We start from the raw sequence: 17,292 nt of genomic DNA on the forward strand, positions 1-17,292 counted from the left end.
TTATCGTTTCACTTTTTTGCGTGCTCTTACAGGAGGGAGGATTTTCTTCTGCTCGACCTTGGATTCACGAATCCAGGTAGCATCGTCCTCATGGTCAAACTGCTCAATGAACTTGATCACTTCTTTTGTGATCGGTGTTGGCGTGGAAGCACCGGCGGTAACGGCTACTTTATGAACACCTTCCAGCCATTCCAGCTGTATTTCGGTTACATCAGCAATCCGGTAGGCGGTGGTTCCGGCCTTTTCTTTGGATACCTGGGCAAGCCTGTTGGAGTTATTACTCATCGGGTCACCAACAACGAGCGTCAAATCGGCTTCACCCGCCTGTTCTGACACAGCTTCCTGGCGTACCTGTGTAGCCATGCAGATTTCCTGCTGTTTCTCAAGCTGAGGGAACTTTTCCTTGGCTTTTTCCATGACATCATAGACGTCCCATTGACTCATCGTCGTCTGGTTGGTAATCATAAGCTTATCATGATCCAGCTCCAGATTCTCGACATCCTCCTCTGTCTGTACAAGGTGGACCTTCCCGGGAGCGACGCCCATCGCCCCTTCCGGCTCAGGGTGTCCTTTTTTACCGACGTAGATGACTTCAAATCCTTCCGCAACTTTTTTGCGGATCAGGTTATGGGTGTTGGTAACATCCGGACATGTAGCATCAAGAACAGTCAGTCCTTTATCGCGGGCCCTTTCCTTCACCTGCGGGGAAACGCCGTGGGCCGTGAAAATAACCGTACCTTCATGAATACCTTCCAGCATATCGCTGCGGTTTTTACCATCGACAGTGATGATGCCTTCTTCTTTGAAGGCTTCGGTCACATGGGAGTTATGGACAATCATACCTAATATATAAATCGGGCGCGGCAGATTCTGGTCTTTTGAGGCATTTCTCGCAATGACCATGGCATCTACGACTCCGTAACAATAACCGCGAGGGGCGATTTTAATAACTTCCATTGATTAACGTCCTCCTCTTTATCCAATCGAACAACTTTTAAGATACCATCTTCATTATAAAGGGTAAAGCGTAAGTTGACAAAGAAAGCGGTGGTCAGACAACGTTATCGTGCAATTTAGGGCGCACTCTATTATAATAGGGAAGGAACATTTTACATTAAAGGAGAACGGACATGAGTAAGCATACTTTTGAACAATACGCAATTTCCTCTACAGTAAGCAGAATTGTAGAAGGTTTGGGCTTTAAACAGCCGACGCCGATCCAGCAGCAGGTGCTGCCGCCGGCATTAAGAGGGGAAAGTTTGATCGGACAATCCCACACTGGATCCGGTAAGACACATGCCTATCTGCTGGCTTTATTCAGCCGGATGGATGAGAATGCCGATGCCGTACAGTTTGTCATTACAGCACCAACACGTGAACTGGCCATCCAGATTCATGAAGAAGTGAAAAAAGCCGTGAAGCACGCAGGTAAACAAGAGATTTGGCGGTCCAAGCTGTTGATCGGTGGAACGGATAAACAGAAGATGGTGGAGAAACTGGCTTCCAATCCGCCGCACATTGTCGTAGGAACACCGGGCCGTATACTCGATATGGTCAAAGAGGAAGCGGTAGACCTTTATCAAGCCAAATCGTTCGTTCTGGACGAAGCGGATTTAATGCTGGACCTCGGATTTATCGAAGAAGTGGATCAGATTCTTGTTCGCATGGCCGAAGACGTGCAAATGCTTGTTTTCTCTGCAACCATTCCTGAACGGCTGCAGCCATTCCTGAAGAAGTACTTGACCAATCCGGTCCATATTCAAATCGAGGATGATAAGCCATCTCCGGAAACGATGGAGCACCGGTTGATTCCTCTCCGGCATAAACAGCCTGGAGAAGTGATCATGGATATCACGAAGGCGATTCAACCTTATCTGGCCATTATTTTCACGAATGGCAAAGGTCTTGCAGACGAATTGGCGGAGGATTTGATGAGTCGTGGTTTGGAAACAGGCATCCTTCACGGAGGCTTGTCCCCGCGAGAGCGTAAAAGAGTCCTGAAAGAAATCCAAAACCTCCGTTATCAATACATCGTAGCGACCGACCTTGCTGCGCGTGGGATTGATATCCAGGGTGTGAGCCACGTCATCAACGCCCAGATGCCGAAGGAAGAGGAATTCTATATACACCGTGTCGGACGTACAGCAAGGGCCGGGCTGGAAGGTACAGCAATCAACCTCTATCAGGAAACCGATCTTCCATTGATCCAGAAGCTTGAGAAGAAGGGGTTGTCTTTCCAATTCTATGAAGTGAAACAAGGGGAATGGAAAGAAGTGAATGCCTATAATGAGCGGCAGATCCGTGAAAAGAAAGAAACGGATCTGGATAAACAGGCGAAACAGCTCGTCCGCCGTCCGAAAAAGGTGAAGCCGGGCTATAAGAAAAAGATGAAAAAGCAGGCGGAACAAAATAAACGCAGATTGAAGCAGAACCGCTTTAAAAAGAAATAAGAAAGGGTCGAGATCGTCATGGTTAAAATTGGTTCACACGTATCAATGAAAGGGAAGAAAATGCTTCTTGGCGCAAGTGAAGAGGCAGCTTCCTACGGATCCGGCACATTTATGATATATACAGGCGCCCCTCAAAATACGCGCCGCCGTCCAATTGAAGAATTGAATATCGAGGCAGGTCAGGAGCATATGAAGGCCAATGGTATTCAGGATATTGTCGTGCATGCTCCCTATATCATAAATGTAGGTAACACGACCAAGCCGGAAACCTTTCAACTGGGTGTTGATTTCCTGCGCAGCGAAATAGAGCGCACAGAAGCGCTTGGAGCAGGACAAATCGTTCTTCACCCGGGGTCCCACGTGGGGCAGGGAGTGGAAAAGGGTCTTCCGAAAATTATTGAAGGGCTGAATGAAGTCCTTCATAAAGATCAAAATGTCCAGATTGCCCTGGAAACGATGGCCGGCAAAGGTTCCGAAATTGGAAGAAGTTTTGATGAGCTTGCGCAGATTATTGATGGTGTCACATTGAACGAAAAGCTTTCCGTCTGTATGGATACGTGCCACATTCATGACGCAGGCTACAATGTAGTGGAGGATTTTGATGGTGTGCTGAACGAGTTTGATAAAATTGTCGGACTGGACCGCCTGAAAGTCATTCACGTCAATGATAGTAAGAACATTCAGGGAGCAGCCAAGGACCGCCATGAAAATATCGGCTTCGGTCATATCGGCTTCGATGCCCTTCATCAGGTGATTCATCACCCGCAGTTGAAGGATCTTCCAAAAATTTTGGAAACCCCGTACGTGGGGGAAGATAAGAAGAACAAAAAGCCTCCGTATCGATTTGAAATCGATATGGTTAAGCAAGGGACGTTTGATCCGGACCTTAAAGAAAAGATTCTAAAACAGTCATAAGAAAAAGGCGGGGGTGCTGAACCTTCCGCCTTTTTTTATTTCAGCCAGTCCTCGACCCCGTACTCCTCTGCCAGTTTATGAAGCAGTTTATTTACAGAGCGGGCTGTGTCTGCGGAGGTCAGCCCGGCCAGTTTCTTCAACATTTTCTTCCGGCCATTCTTTTCAAAAGGGTTTTCCTTATTTTTTTTCAACGCTTGAACAATAGCCTGTGCCTCTCCCTCGGTAATCGGTATCCGATACTTTGTGCTGTATTGAAGCAGTTCTTTGACGGTTAACTGCTTCAATTTCTGGGTAATGAACTGTTGGGCCATCTTCTTCATCATGTCATCACCTTTTTCCACTGTTTCATACACCTTATGAATTGTGGGAATGATGTGTGTTTTACAAATCATTCACGTGTGAGTAGATAAATTGAAATCAAACACCCATTCGGTTAAGATGGCGCAATGGGTTTCATGGGCTCTTATGGTAAAGGAAGAGTCACGGGAAGGAGTGAACAGAATGAGGGATCAAAAACCAATCATTCGAACGGTCTTTGCTATGCTGTTAATGAGTCTTGTCTTTATAACTTATCATCAATGGCATCAAAACGAACAGCAGGCATTGGCAGATGAAAATAAAACGTTGGAGCAGAACAAGGAAAAGCTTGAGGGAGATAAGGAAAAGCTGTCTTCTGTCAACGACTATTTGAAGGAGCAGTCTTCAGAGAATAAACAAAAAAATGGATATCTGACATGGCCGGGGATCGAAGACCAGGCTGATATTCTGGTACAGGAAAGTGAGGGAGCCTTCAAGAAGGCCTGGGCCATGTATTTAGTGAAGGAGTCCAAACGCTATGATTTGGATCCATACCTCGTTTATGAGTTGTTGAAGGTGGAAACGGGTGGGACATTTGACCCTGAGCTTGTAGGACCTGAAACAAAGTATGGACGCGCCTACGGCATGTCCCAGTTCATGAAGAATACAGCGCCGTGGATTGCGGATATGGCTGGTCTTCCCTATGAAGAGGAGCTGCTGTTTGATCCTTACTATTCCATGCAGTTATCTCTGGTTTATCTGGATTATTTAAACAGCCGTTATCAAAACTGGGACGAGGCATTAACCGCTTATCACAGGGGAATGTCCGGTCTTGAACAGTATAAAAGTGAACATGGACATGCGGAGAGCTGGTATGCCGTAGAGATTCAGGAAAACGCTGAAGCTCATACGACACTGGCTTCAGCTGAATAATGGTAAAACCGGATGAACTCATCCGGTTTTTTTTCTGCCATCAAATCCCTTCGTTAAATACAAGAGAAACGTCACATAATATAGGTGATTCTCCATACAGAAAGTGAGGGAATTCGCATGTACGATCCAAAAGAAACTGTTGAGAATCAAACAGAAAATGCTCCCCATCACGGGGACGCACGGGAACAGGTTCATGAAGATGAGCCGACAACGGAGCAGGTGCTGGATGAAGCGTTTGATGAAATCCAGGACAGCGATTTAAGAAAAGAATCCGGGTATGACAAGGTGGAATCCGTGGATGACCATGGCCGCGGTCCTTATCAGCCTGTTTATGGCGACAGTTATGAAGAGGAATTTGCTCAGGAGGCTGCTGTCGGTCCCATTGATGAACCAATGAATAATGGTGAGCAGGAAACGACGATGGAGGATGATGTGAAAGTAGGAATGGGCTGGCTAGGATTATCGGCCGCTATTCTTTCCTTCTTTTTTGCTCCACTGATTCTCGGTGCCGCCGGGATTATTCTTGGGATTGTCGGGAAGAGAAGGGGAGCCGATACTCTTGGAAACACGGCGATCATTATCAGTGTCGTTTCCATCGCCTTTTCTCTTTTCTTCGCTCCGTTTATCAATTTCCTGTAAAAAAAAGGGTGGACCATTATGGTCCACCCTTTTTATCTTAGGATTGCTGCTGTTCAAGCTTTTTCTGGCGCTCTTTCTCATAATGCTCTTCAGCAAGTTTATCTACTTCTTTTTTAAGCTCTTCGACCATGATGTCCTCAGGCACTTTCCGGATGATTTCTCCGTGACGGAAGAGAAGGCCTTCCCCGCGGGCACCGGCGATACCGATATCAGCTTCACGGGCCTCGCCTGGTCCATTGACTGCGCACCCAAGAACAGCTACTTTAATAGGAGCCTTGATGCTCTGGATGTATTCCTCGACCTCGTTGGCGATGGAAATCAAGTCGATTTCAATACGACCGCATGTCGGGCAGGAAATCAGCGTAGCAGCGTTGGACGCAAGTCCGAAAGTCTTCAGAAGTTCCTTCGCTACTTTTACTTCCTCTACAGGATCAGCACTTAAACTGATTCGGACGGTGCTTCCGATTCCTTTACTCAGAATGGCACCAAGACCGGCCGCACTTTTTACTGTACCTGCGAAAAGCGTCCCGGATTCTGTAATACCAAGGTGAATCGGGTAATTGAAAGCGGCCGCTGCTTTTTCATAGGCTTCAATCGCCAGTTTGACATCAGAAGCTTTCAAGGAAACGATGATGTCGTGGAAGTCGAGATCTTCAAGAATTTTAATGTGGTGAAGGGCACTCTCAACCATTCCATCAGCCGTTGGATAACCGTATTTTTCAAGGATGTGACGCTCAAGGGAACCGGCGTTGACTCCAATACGGATAGGGATGCCTTTTGCTTTTGCTGCTTTTACGACAGCTTCAACTTTTTCGCGCTTCCCAATGTTCCCCGGGTTGATCCGGATTTTATCCGCCCCGCCTTCGATCGCTTTCAATGCTTTCTTATAATCGAAGTGAATATCAACAACAAGCGGGATATTGATGCGTTTTTTGATTTCAGGGATGGCGTCAGCAGCACGATCGTCAGGGCAGGCCACACGGACGACCTGGCATCCGGCTTCCTCCAGACGCTTGATCTCAGCTACAGTAGCCTCCACATCATGGGTCTTCGTCGTGGTCATGGACTGAATGACAACTTCATCAGAACCACCTATAGTAAGGTCCCCGACCTTCACGGGACGTGTATCTTTTCTGTGCGTAATTGGCATGAATATCGCTCCTTTAAATTAAAAAAAGGGTTGCAGGATGTTTTTCCAATCTTCATTATAAGGCTAATGGCCGGAAATGAGAAGTAAGGACTCTTAAAAGCCCTGGATTTCACGTAAAGTTTGTGTAAACAGATTGGATTTCCTCGACGTGAAAAGTATATCACGAGAGGAAACGGAAGAAAATTGTTATCATTTGAAACATAGCACCACAGTTGTTCGTATGTATAGTAATAGAAGAGAGGGTGAGCGGTTATGCTTCAAACAGACTGGATAGCACTCCTGATTACATTTTTAGGAACAATGTTCCTGATTGGTGAGCTGCTTGTTAACATGCGTGGGGTTTTCGCTGTGCTGGGGCTTGGATTTATTACCGTGTTTTTTTCCAGTTACCTGGCTGTCGATATGTTCATTATTATGATGTTTGTGTACTTTCTAGGTCTTACACTTATGATTATTGATGGAAAGCTGATTAATGATGGAACACTTGCCACTATAGGTGCAGCAGCGATGATTACAGCTGTTGGTTTCAGTGCGCCTAACTGGACGGCGGGATTATACAGTGTCATTGGTGTTATTGCCGGAGGCTTTTCTGCCCTCATTTTCCTCAAGGTTTTTAAGCGCAGAAACATGTGGAACAAAATGGCGTTGAATGATCAGATGACCTCGGAGATGGGCTATAATTCCATGAATGAATCCTATCAGAAGCTTTTAGGGAAAACGGGGTCTGCGCAGACAGATATGCGTCCTTCCGGTACGATAGAGGTAGATGGAGAGGATTACAGCGCTGTCTCGAACGGCCAGTGGATTTACAAAGGAGAGCCGGTAACGGTCGCTTCTGTCGACGGGACTAAAATCATGGTCAAAAAGGTTCAGAATTAACAATTGTTCACATATTCTTCATCGTTTATTAACACTTCATTGTCATAATTTATTTGGATGATTATTCAAATGACAATGGAGTGTTTTCTAATGAACGTTAAAAGAAAGACCGGCTTATTAAAATTTACACGGGGCGGATGGCCTCTTCAGGTAAGACTGACGCTCCTGATTATTTTACTTGTCCTTCTCTCTGTATTTGCAACAGGTTTTTTTTCCTATACGAAAGCAGAGGAAAACCAGCTGGCTCTTGTGCAGGACCGGTTGGAACGAGAGCTGCTCGTGGTTCAGGATGTAGCGCAGCAATTGATGTATGCCTTCGTAGGGGATCAGAAGGAATTCGATCAGCGTTTTCAAGGCTATGCAGATGCACAGAAAGCTCAGATGCAGCAGGATGGTCTGACAGCGGATGCATACCTGTTCACTGAACAAGCTGTGTATTCCTATCCAGACTTGACTCCTGTTCTTTCTTTTACCGAAGAGGAAGTAGAGGAGGTTTTAAGTAAGGAAAATGGCACAGAACAGTGGACGACAAATGGAGAATCGTTTGTGTATTCGTTTGCTCCTGTCCAGGAGCTGCAGGGGATCTATGTTCTTGGTGTGGCGGAAGAGGATATTATGAAAGAAGTCGATCAAATGGCCTGGTATACGTTTTTGATTGGAGCTGGGACAGCGGTTGTAGCTGGAGTCATGGTTTCCTATATCATTCGAAAGACTGTCCGCCCCCTCAAACAGCTGGAGGAAATGATGGGGAAGATTGGCAGCGGTGTGATCGGGGAGGCATCGGCTGTAAAAACGAGCCTGCCGGAGGTCCGGTCATTAAAAAGGAGTTATGAAAAGTCCATTACCACTATTGTGGATATTCTGTCTACGGTAAAAGCAGCCGTCCAAAACCTTGATCAAGGGGGAAGCCGCATGGATGAATCAGCGCGGGTTCTTGATCAATCCCAGCGGGCGTTAAAGGAAGAGCTTCTTAAAGTAGATAGAACTGCTGCTGAAACAGAAGGATTTATGGAGGATCAGCAGGAAGTCTTTCGTGAACTTTCTCAAGTTTTCTCCCACTTGAAATCAGCCATGGATCACATGATGGAGAGACAGGGACAAATGAACCAGTCGGCTGCTTCCGGTAATGATGGGGTGGATCGCGTGGAAAGTTCCTATATTAGTATAAGAAGAGAACTGACAGAAATGTCATCAAGAGTAGAATCCTTTCAGAGCTATATGCATTCGGTACAGGATTCAGGAGCTAAAATCCAGGAGCTGGCTGAACAGACGAGGATGCTTGCTTTAAATGCTTCCATTGAGGCAGCGAGAGCCGGAGATCATGGCCGGGGATTTGCTGTTGTAGCCAGGGAAGTGGGTAAGCTGGCCGATCTTTCCCGGAACACGGCCTTGAACATCGATCAGCGAATGGCGGATCTGATCGAGCTTGGATCTGACTTTTCCAGACAGTTTCAACGTCTTTCTGTTGAAATGAATGATCAGCAGAAGCAAATGGATATTTCAAAAGCAGCTTTTCGAGATCTTTCCTCTGGAATGGAAACGTTCAACGTACAATTAGAATCCGCATACCTTCATTTGGTGGATGGAGAAGAAGTGATGCCCCGGATGCAGAAGGTCATAAAAGGGATGGACCGCCTGACAAGGGACCAGTCCTTGTCCATTGACCATTTAACCCAGGCATCAGACTGGCAGGAGGAAAATGTGAGAATGACGGAGGAATTCATAAGAGAATTGGTCGTACTGACCCAGGAACTGTCCGACATGATTACAACTAAACAGTTGGTTTATGAAGGTGGGGAGAATGTTTCTGAGCCTCATGCTTCTTAAACATCGAGCGTTTGAAAATACCTGTACATAAAGAAGGCTTCCTTGTAAAAGGGGGTCTTTTTGTTATGGAACAGACAGAGATGCATGAGAGCTAAGGAAATCACCATCCCAGGTTAGTTTGTGTGAGAAAAAACGGCAATGTAAATTTAATGTTAAGTTTTCTATTACATCTTTACAAAAGAATCATAGTTCGTTAATAATGGATGAGGTGTTTTAAAGAGAGACATACAGAAATTTTGGATGAGGAAAGGGTGGAAAACATGGAAATCGATGTGCAGCAGATGATATTCGAATTCATCGGCGGGCTAGGTATTTTCCTGTTTGGAATTAAATTTATGGGGGACGGCCTCCAAAAAGTAGCCGGAGACCGTTTGAGGGAACTTTTAGACCGTTTTACCAGCAATCCGTTAATGGGTGTCATTGCCGGTGCCGTAGTGACGATTCTCGTTCAAAGTAGTTCTACAACAACCGTTTTGACTGTCGGATTGGTTAACGCTGGATTTATGACCTTTAGACAAGCTATCGGTGTTATAATGGGTGCCAATATTGGGACGACATTTACTGCATTCATTATTGGTATTGATATTAAAGAGTATGGACTGCCGATCCTGGCTCTAGGTGCCCTGTTAATTTTCTTCTTTAAGAATAAGAAAGTATCCAATATCGGCCAGACCGTTTTTGGACTCGGTGCTTTATTCTTTGGTCTTGAATTAATGAGCGGAGGAATGAAGCCGCTGCGTTCCCTTGAAGCATTCAGGGAACTGACACTCAGTATGAGTGAGAACCCGGTACTTGGTGTCGTGATCGGTACACTGTTCACAGTAATCGTACAGAGTTCCAGTGCCACGATCGGTATTCTGCAAGGACTGTTTGGAGAAGGCCTTGTAGATATACAGGCATCTCTGCCGGTACTTTTCGGAGATAACATTGGAACAACCATCACAGCTGTCATTGCAGCGGTTGGAGCAAGTGTAGGGGCGAAGCGTGCGGCTTTTGTACACGTGATTTTCAACGTGCTCGGTGCTACCGTTTTCCTCATTCTATTGAAGCCTTTTACCTTATACGTCGAGTGGCTCCAGAACTATATGGACCTTGGACCGGAGATGACCATCGCTTTCGCGCATGGGTCGTTTAACATTGCCAACACGGTGGTCCAGTTCCCGTTCATCGCTGTTCTGGCGTGGATCGTTGTTAAACTCGTACCAGGGAATGATTCCCTGATTGAATTCAAGCCTCAGCATCTGGACCCAATCTTTATCGAGCAGTCTCCTTCTCTTGCGCTTGATCAGGCGAAGGAAGAAGTGATCCGCATGGGCGAATATGCCTATAAAGGATTGGAAGAAACGAGTCTGTATTTAAACAATAAACAGCAGAAGCATTCAGAAATTGCGATGCAGATTGAAGATGCATTGAACAACCTCGATCGGAAAATCACCGATTACCTGGTTGATCTTTCTCAAGCATCGCTTACGGACGAAGAAAGCCGGAAACACTCAGCTCTTATGGATTCTGTCCGTGATCTGGAACGGATCGGGGATCACTTTGAGAATATCATCGAGCTCATCGATTATAAGAATTCCAACAAAGTAAATCTTACTGCTCAAGCTGTCGACGACTTAAATACAATGTTCGATCTGACATTGATGACAGTGAAGCAGGCAACAAAATCCCTTGAAAACATGAGCCGTGAGGAAGCACTCGCTGTTGTCCAGAAGGAAAATGAACTGGACCGGATGGAACGAAGCTATCGCAAGAAACACATCATCCGTCTGAATGAAGGAGTATGTACAGGACAGGCCGGTATCGTCTTTGTAGATATGATCAGTAATCTCGAACGGATCGGAGATCACGCTGTGAATATCGCAGAAGAAGTACTGGGAGAAAAAGATAGTCTGTAATGAACGAGGTGAAAGCTTACCAAAGCTTTCACCTTTTTTTATAAAAATCCTTGCCGAGTCGTTCATTGCATGGTATATTATTTTTGTCGCTGAAAACGGAACGGGAAAATATGTTGACACAGTGATACATAAATGGTATATTAATTAAGTCGCTTACAGAGCGAATATGGCGGTGTAGCTCAGCTGGCTAGAGCGTACGGTTCATACCCGTGAGGTCGTGGGTTCGATTCCCTCCACCGCCACCATACATATGATCTTATCTATAAACATGGCGGTTGTGGCGAAGTGGTTAACGCACCGGATTGTGGTTCCGGCATTCGTGGGTTCGATTCCCATCAGCCGCCCCATGTGGACCCTTAGCTCAGCTGGTTAGAGCTATCGGCTCATAACCGATCGGTCGCAGGTTCGAGTCCTGCAGGGTCCACCATATAGATTCCGGAGGAGTACCCAAGTTTGGCTGAAGGGAGCGGTCTTGAAAACCGCCAGGGGGTTTACGCCCCGCGGGGGTTCGAATCCCTCCTCCTCCGCCATCTTTTCTTTTTTTATAAAGGGATATCTAAAACAGCATAGTTTTATGGCTCGGTAGCTCAGTCGGTAGAGCAACGGACTGAAAATCCGTGTGTCGGCGGTTCGATTCCGTCCCGAGCCACCATTGATTGAATGAACAAGCGGTATGCTTGTTTTTTTTATGTTTAAGACCGATACATAAGGGAATTTATAATACCGGAAGATATTCCATTTCACTGCCTTGCAAATCAGTTGCAACAGGCAGGTCTGTTTGATAATGTAAAACGAGAGGCAGAGGCTTCTTATTTTACATACTATTTTAAAGGAGGAGTTACATTATGGCTAAATTTGAACTACCAGAACTACCTTACGCATACGATGCATTGGAACCAACGATCGATAAGGAAACAATGAACATTCACCATACGAAGCACCACAACGGATATGTTACCAAGCTGAACAACGCTCTTGAAGGACATGCTGATCTTCAGGACAAATCATTGGAAGAGCTTCTTTCCAACAACCTTTCAGCTGTACCGGAAGATATCCGCACTGCTGTGCGCCGTAATGGCGGTGGTCATGCCAACCACAGTCTTTTCTGGACGATCATGTCTCCAAACGGCGGCGGTGAGCCGGCGGGTGATCTAGCTACTCAGATCAACGACACATTCGGAAGCTTTGATCAATTCAAAGAAAAATTCGAAACGACAGCAACCGGCCGTTTCGGTTCAGGCTGGGCATGGCTTGTAGTCAATAATGGCAGCCTGGAAGTGATTGATACACTAAACCAGGATTCTCCGATCATGGAAGGTAAAACACCTATCCTTGGCCTGGACGTATGGGAGCATGCGTACTACTTGAACTACCAGAACCGCCGTCCGGATTATGTTTCTGCATTCTGGAATGTTGTAAACTGGGATGAAGTAGCGAAGCGCTTCGATGCAGCTAAATAATCGTATGAAGAATAGGTGAGAGAGGGACGGATATTTCCGTCCCTCTCTTTTTGTATATCTCCATATGTTCTGAAAACACTAAAGGAGAACATAAAGGAGACATGCATATGATGAGTAAGCTGCGCACATGGCTGAGCCGCGAAAACGTTTCTAGAGATTTATTATTGTTACTTCTCATTGGAGGCTTGTACTCCCTCGGAATATTCTTATCCAGTACCTTTGTGAACATATACTTATGGAAGCAGTCCAACAGCTACACGGATATCGCTCTTTATAACCTCAGCATATACATTTTTCAGCCGCTTACCTTTATCGTTGCGGGACGGTGGGCGAAAAAGATGGACCGTGTCATTGTGCTGCGAACAGGAGTAACAGTCCTTTCGTTATTTTTCCTGACTGTTCTGGTGGTGGGGGAACGGGCGGCTTCCTTCAACTTGATGCTCGGTGCCCTGCTCGGAATCGGTTACGGTTTTTACTGGCTTGCTTATAACGTTCTGACTTTTGAAATTACAGAGCCGGATACACGAGATTTTTTTAACGGCTTTCTCGGTGTCCTGCAGTCGCTTGGCGGTATGACAGGACCCCTTTTGGCCGGCTTTATTATTTCACGCCTCAATAACTTTACCGGGTATACAGTGATTTTCAGTGCTTCGTTTGCCTTATTTATTGTAGCCGTGCTGGTGAGTTTTGGATTATCAAGAAGAAGAGCACGGGGGAATTTTTCTTTCCGGCGGATTGTAACCGAGCGGAAGCATAATGTGGACTGGAAACGTATTTTAAATGCTCATGTAGCCCAGGGATTCAGAGAGGGGACTTTTTTGTTTGCTGTATCCATTTGGATTTTCCTGCTGACAAAAAATGAACTGTCTCTCGGAGTTTTTAATTTGGTTTACTCCGGTTTTTCATTTATGTTTTATTTTCTTGTGAGCAGATGGGTGAAACCGAAGCGGAGGAAAACATCGATCTTTATTTCAGGCCTCTGCTTATATGTCAGTGTCATCATCCTTCTATTCAGCAGCACGATGCCGCTGCTTTTATTGTACGCCGCTGTTGCCGGAGTCTTTTTTCCTTTGTTGTACGTGCCCTACGTGTCTCTCACCTATGATGTCATCGGGAGATCGTGGAATGCGGCTGAGATGCGGATCGAATATATCGTAGTTCGGGAAATTTTTTTGAATATGGGGAGAGTTCTATCCATCCTCGTTTTTTTAGGGGCCATTACATTTATTCCTCCGGAAACGGGGATTCCTTACATTCTGCTTCTTGTCGGCGGAGGACACTTCCTGATTTACTTTTTCATTCGAGGTATTGATTCGAAACCTCCCCGAGTGACACATAATTGAAACCAAACACCCATGAGCTTCTTCTATTCTCAGGACCTGAAGAAATGGTATAATAGCAGAAGGATTTTGAAAGAAGGAGAGGAGTTCATGGGGAAAAACAAACGACATAAAGATAATACACACCTTCCCTTTCGGTTGAACGTGGTGTTTTTTATTGTGTTCGTCTTATTTGCCGGAATCATTCTGCAGCTTGGAGTTGTTCAAATATTGAATGGCGAAGAAGCACAGGATGAAATTGACCGCACTGAAAATACAACAACGACCATTTCTGTGCCGCGGGGTGAAATGTATGATCGTAATGGTCAGGTGATTGTTGATAATGAACCGTTATACTCGATTACGTATACACCACCCAAAGGGGTGCAGGGCGGAGATAAGCTGGAACTTGCTCAGACATTGTCCTCTTATATTGACATGGACTATGAAAGTCTGACAGATCGTGACCTGAAGGAATATTTCTACCTGCAGAATGAGCAGGAGGTCCGAGATCGTGTAGAGGATCAAGTGACAGAAGATATGGATAACGGCGATGTATATCAGCTGCAGTTGGACAGCATTACAGAAGAAGAGATCTCCGGCTACGATAATCAGACGAAAGAAGTCATCGCTGTGAAAAAGGAGCTTGATCAGGCGTATTCCCTGGCGCCGCATGTAATTAAGAATTCAGACATTACAGAAGCGGAATATTCCGCGGTGGCAGAAAACCTGGCGAAGCTTCCAGGCGTGAATGTAACTTCAGACTGGGAACGTACTTATCCGTATGAGTCCACGTTTCGCAGTTACCTCGGAAGTATCACATCAAGTGAGCAGGGTCTCCCTAAGGATGATCTTGATTATTACATGTCTCTGGATTACAGCCGCAATGACCGTGTTGGTACAAGCGGACTTGAACAGGAATATGAGGATGTTCTCCGGGGGACGAAGGAAAAGGTCCAGTATGAAACGGACAGCAACAACACCGTCATCAATTCCAAAGTCATCCGTGAAGGACAGGCAGGAAAAGACCTGCAATTGACCATTGATATGGAGCTTCAGGAAGAAGTGAATAAAATCGTCCAGGAAGAGCTTCAATCAGCCATCGTCAATGCGCCTTCTCTAAACCGTCATCTGGAGAATGCCATTGCTGTCGTTTCCAATCCGCAGACAGGAGAAATTCTGGCGATCAGCGGACAGACCTACAACCGCAGTCCGGAAGAAGGAGAGGACCGCTTCACAGACACTTCCCATCAGGCGTTATACAATGCCTATATGCCGGGGTCAACGGTTAAGGGGGCAACAGTTCTGACAGGTCTTCATGAAGGTGTCGTTACACCGAATACATGGATCAATGACAAACCTATTACAATAGCCGGCAGCCAAAAAGCATCATACACGTCGGGGATCGGATCTGTTAACGATATAGCTGCCCTGCAGCAATCCTCCAACGTCTACATGTTTTTCCTGGCTATGTATCTTGGTGGAGAAACAAGCAATCAATATAATATGAATGCTTTGAAACTGGAAGATGAAACGTTAGACAAGTTCGTTTACAATTTCAACCAGTTCGGGCTGGGCGTCACCACTGGAATTGACTTTCCGTATGAGGCAACTGGAGTCAATGGTACACTTCAAAACCCTGGGGAAATCCTTGACTTTTCCATCGGGCAGTTCAATACGTATACAGCGATGCAGTTGAATCAATACGTCTCGACAATTGCAAATGGCGGCGACCGTATACGTCCGAGTCTCGTCAACAGTGTCCACGAACCATCCAGCAGCGAGGGACTCGGTCCGGTTTATAAAGATTATACGCCGGAGGTGCTGAACCAGCTTGATATGGATTCGTCCTATATTGAGCGTGTACAGGAAGGCTTCAGGCAGGTGGCCCAGACGAGCGAAGGAACGGCGAGTTCCATATTCTCGAAGCAGCCCTATGCCCAGTATGATATGGCTGTGAAGACAGGTACGGCACAGGCGTCTAAAACAGTTTTCAGTGAAGATGGAGAGAGAACCACCTACGATGAGCTTCTGAACAAAACTTTGGTCGGCTATGCTCCATCGGATAATCCGGAAATTGCCTTTTCCATCATTTCTCCTTACCTGGGAGAAGGGGCAACAAGTACGTTCAACATCAGCAATAACATTGGTGCCCGGATTGGTGAGGCGTACTTCGAGCTGAAAGAAGCACGGGAAAATGGTACCGCTGACGAAGGACCGGATGAACAAGAGAATAACAACGGAGAAGATGCAGAAACTGAGGAGTGATACACAACGTATCACTCCTTTTTTTATACGAAGACGGAGAAATATAGCGTAAAAATAAGTCATTTCCCAATCTTTTTCGCTAAAAAACCTCAATTTACAAAACCTTTACGTTTCATTCATATGTTATTAAAACTCCGTCGTTAGTATATAAAATGTGAGTTGGCCAAGCGGCCGGCAGCATTAAATATTTATAAATAATAGGGGGAGAAAGAAATGAAAAACTTCAAGAGTTTAGCATTAATGCTTGCATTCATCCTTGTAGTAGGAGTGCTTGCAGCATGTGGTGGTTCCGAGGAAGGCAACACAGAAGAACAGGACAGCACAAGCGGTGAAGGTTCTGGAGAAGAAAGCTCCGAAGAAGTATCCGGCCCAATCGACATTGATGGTTCTTCTACTGTGTTCCCGATCATGGAAAACTTAACTTATTCCTATCAGCAGGAACAACCGGAAGTTGACGCAACATTGAACTCTTCTGGTTCCGGCGGTGGATTCAAAAAATCTACAGTTGGTGAAATTGATCTAAGTAACGCTTCCCGTGAGATCAAGGAAGAAGAAAAATCAATCGCTGAAGAAAATGATATTACTCTTGAGCCTCTAGAGCTGGCTTACGATGGTCTTTCTGTAGTAGTGAGTGCTGAAAATGATTTCGCTGAAGAGCTTACAATCGATCAGCTTAAGCAGATTTTCCTCGACTCTTCTGACGCTCAAATGTGGTCTGACATTAACCCTGACTGGCCTGAGGAACAAATTAAAATCTTCAGCCCTGGTCATGATTCCGGTACATTCGACTACTTCAACGAAGTTGTTCTTGAAGAAGAGCCGATGAAAGAAGGCGAAAACACAACTCTTTCTGAGGATGACAACGTTCTTGTACGTGGAATTAAAGACAATCCAAACGCGATCGGATTCTTTGGATATGCCTACTACGCTGAAAACCAGGACAGCCTGAAAGCTCTTGCCATTTCTGAAGGTGAAGGCGAAGCTGTTGAACCGAATCCGGAAACGATCCAGGATGGTTCATACACGCCACTTTCCCGCCCGCTATTCACATATGTAAACGTGAATGCTTATAAAGAAAAAGCGCAGGTTCGTGACTTTGTAGAGTACACGTTGAACAATGCTGGTAAAGCAGCTGAAGAAGTTGGTTATGTAGCTCTTCCAGACGAGAAATATCAAGAACAGCTTGATACAGTTCAAGGCTGGGCAGAGTAAGTTACTTTAAAACCTAACAAGGAGGGTGAGGCTGATTCCAGTCTC

Annotated in this window: 14 protein-coding genes and 5 tRNA genes; 16 read left to right on the forward strand and 3 right to left on the reverse strand. The window is 45.6% G+C overall.

The genetic code is table 11. From position 1 onward, the window contains the following. Entirely contained in the window at window positions 1-957 is a 957-nt protein-coding gene (locus ACXADP_RS08090; protein WP_027955376.1) for a 4-hydroxy-3-methylbut-2-enyl diphosphate reductase, read from the reverse strand. A gap of 173 nt (window positions 958-1,130) precedes the next feature. Between ACXADP_RS08090 and ACXADP_RS08095 the strand changes: the two genes are divergently transcribed. Further along, window positions 1,131-2,450: a DEAD/DEAH box helicase gene (locus ACXADP_RS08095; RefSeq protein WP_474969010.1), complete on the forward strand. Its 1,320-nt coding sequence runs from the start codon at window positions 1,131-1,133 to the stop codon at window positions 2,448-2,450. A gap of 18 nt (window positions 2,451-2,468) precedes the next feature. Further along, window positions 2,469-3,365 (forward strand): deoxyribonuclease IV, encoded by an 897-nt coding sequence (locus ACXADP_RS08100; protein WP_474969009.1) that lies wholly within the window; start codon window positions 2,469-2,471, stop codon window positions 3,363-3,365. Window positions 3,366-3,400: 35 nt separating this feature from the next. Here ACXADP_RS08100 and ACXADP_RS08105 read toward each other — a convergent pair whose 3' ends face one another. Continuing rightward, entirely contained in the window at window positions 3,401-3,685 is a 285-nt protein-coding gene (locus tag ACXADP_RS08105; protein ID WP_474971229.1) for a DUF2624 family protein, read from the reverse strand. A 181-nt stretch (window positions 3,686-3,866) separates the two neighbouring features. Here ACXADP_RS08105 and ACXADP_RS08110 point away from each other — a divergent pair, with 181 nt between their 5' ends. Further along, the gene (locus tag ACXADP_RS08110; RefSeq protein WP_474969007.1) at window positions 3,867-4,595 is read left to right on the forward strand and encodes a lytic transglycosylase domain-containing protein; all 729 of its coding nucleotides are present in this window, start codon (window positions 3,867-3,869) and stop codon (window positions 4,593-4,595) included. 117 nt (window positions 4,596-4,712) lie between these two features. Continuing rightward, entirely contained in the window at window positions 4,713-5,234 is a 522-nt protein-coding gene (locus ACXADP_RS08115) for a hypothetical protein (RefSeq protein WP_474969006.1), read from the forward strand. A 37-nt stretch (window positions 5,235-5,271) separates the two neighbouring features. Here ACXADP_RS08115 and ispG read toward each other — a convergent pair whose 3' ends face one another. After that, a complete protein-coding gene (gene ispG, locus ACXADP_RS08120) occupies window positions 5,272-6,378 on the reverse strand; it encodes a flavodoxin-dependent (E)-4-hydroxy-3-methylbut-2-enyl-diphosphate synthase (RefSeq protein ID WP_474970417.1) in 1,107 nt (368 codons plus the stop codon). Window positions 6,379-6,636: 258 nt separating this feature from the next. Here ispG and ACXADP_RS08125 point away from each other — a divergent pair, with 258 nt between their 5' ends. The 12 genes from ACXADP_RS08125 to ACXADP_RS08180 all read left to right on the forward strand — a co-directional run bounded on the left by ACXADP_RS08125 (window position 6,637) and on the right by ACXADP_RS08180 (window position 17,247). Further along, the gene (locus ACXADP_RS08125) at window positions 6,637-7,263 is read left to right on the forward strand and encodes an NfeD family protein (protein ID WP_027955383.1); all 627 of its coding nucleotides are present in this window, start codon (window positions 6,637-6,639) and stop codon (window positions 7,261-7,263) included. A gap of 90 nt (window positions 7,264-7,353) precedes the next feature. Next, window positions 7,354-9,090: a methyl-accepting chemotaxis protein gene (locus tag ACXADP_RS08130; protein ID WP_474971230.1), complete on the forward strand. Its 1,737-nt coding sequence runs from the start codon at window positions 7,354-7,356 to the stop codon at window positions 9,088-9,090. Between the two features lie 260 nt (window positions 9,091-9,350). After that, entirely contained in the window at window positions 9,351-10,988 is a 1,638-nt protein-coding gene (locus ACXADP_RS08135) for a Na/Pi cotransporter family protein (protein WP_474969004.1), read from the forward strand. 168 nt (window positions 10,989-11,156) lie between these two features. Further along, window positions 11,157-11,233: transfer RNA gene (locus ACXADP_RS08140), tRNA-Met, on the forward strand. Between the two features lie 26 nt (window positions 11,234-11,259). Continuing rightward, a tRNA-His gene (locus ACXADP_RS08145) sits at window positions 11,260-11,335 on the forward strand. Between the two features lie 3 nt (window positions 11,336-11,338). After that, window positions 11,339-11,415 (forward strand) — tRNA-Ile (locus ACXADP_RS08150). 10 nt (window positions 11,416-11,425) lie between these two features. Then, window positions 11,426-11,518, forward strand: a tRNA-Ser gene (locus tag ACXADP_RS08155). Window positions 11,519-11,564: 46 nt separating this feature from the next. Next, window positions 11,565-11,640, forward strand: a tRNA-Phe gene (locus ACXADP_RS08160). A gap of 193 nt (window positions 11,641-11,833) precedes the next feature. Further along, window positions 11,834-12,448 carry a superoxide dismutase gene (locus tag ACXADP_RS08165; RefSeq protein ID WP_027955386.1) on the forward strand — a complete coding sequence of 205 codons (615 nt, stop codon included), beginning with the start codon at window positions 11,834-11,836 and terminating at the stop codon, window positions 12,446-12,448. 107 nt (window positions 12,449-12,555) lie between these two features. Further along, on the forward strand, window positions 12,556-13,791 hold the full coding sequence (locus ACXADP_RS08170) for an MFS transporter (RefSeq protein WP_474969003.1): 1,236 nt from the start codon (window positions 12,556-12,558) through the stop codon (window positions 13,789-13,791). 87 nt (window positions 13,792-13,878) lie between these two features. Next, window positions 13,879-16,035 (forward strand): peptidoglycan D,D-transpeptidase FtsI family protein, encoded by a 2,157-nt coding sequence (locus tag ACXADP_RS08175; RefSeq protein WP_474969002.1) that lies wholly within the window; start codon window positions 13,879-13,881, stop codon window positions 16,033-16,035. Between the two features lie 213 nt (window positions 16,036-16,248). Continuing rightward, entirely contained in the window at window positions 16,249-17,247 is a 999-nt protein-coding gene (locus ACXADP_RS08180; RefSeq protein WP_474969001.1) for a PstS family phosphate ABC transporter substrate-binding protein, read from the forward strand. Window positions 17,248-17,292: the final 45 nt, after the last annotated feature.

It is taken from the genome of Halobacillus sp. AWH4_228 (genome assembly GCF_056158365.1).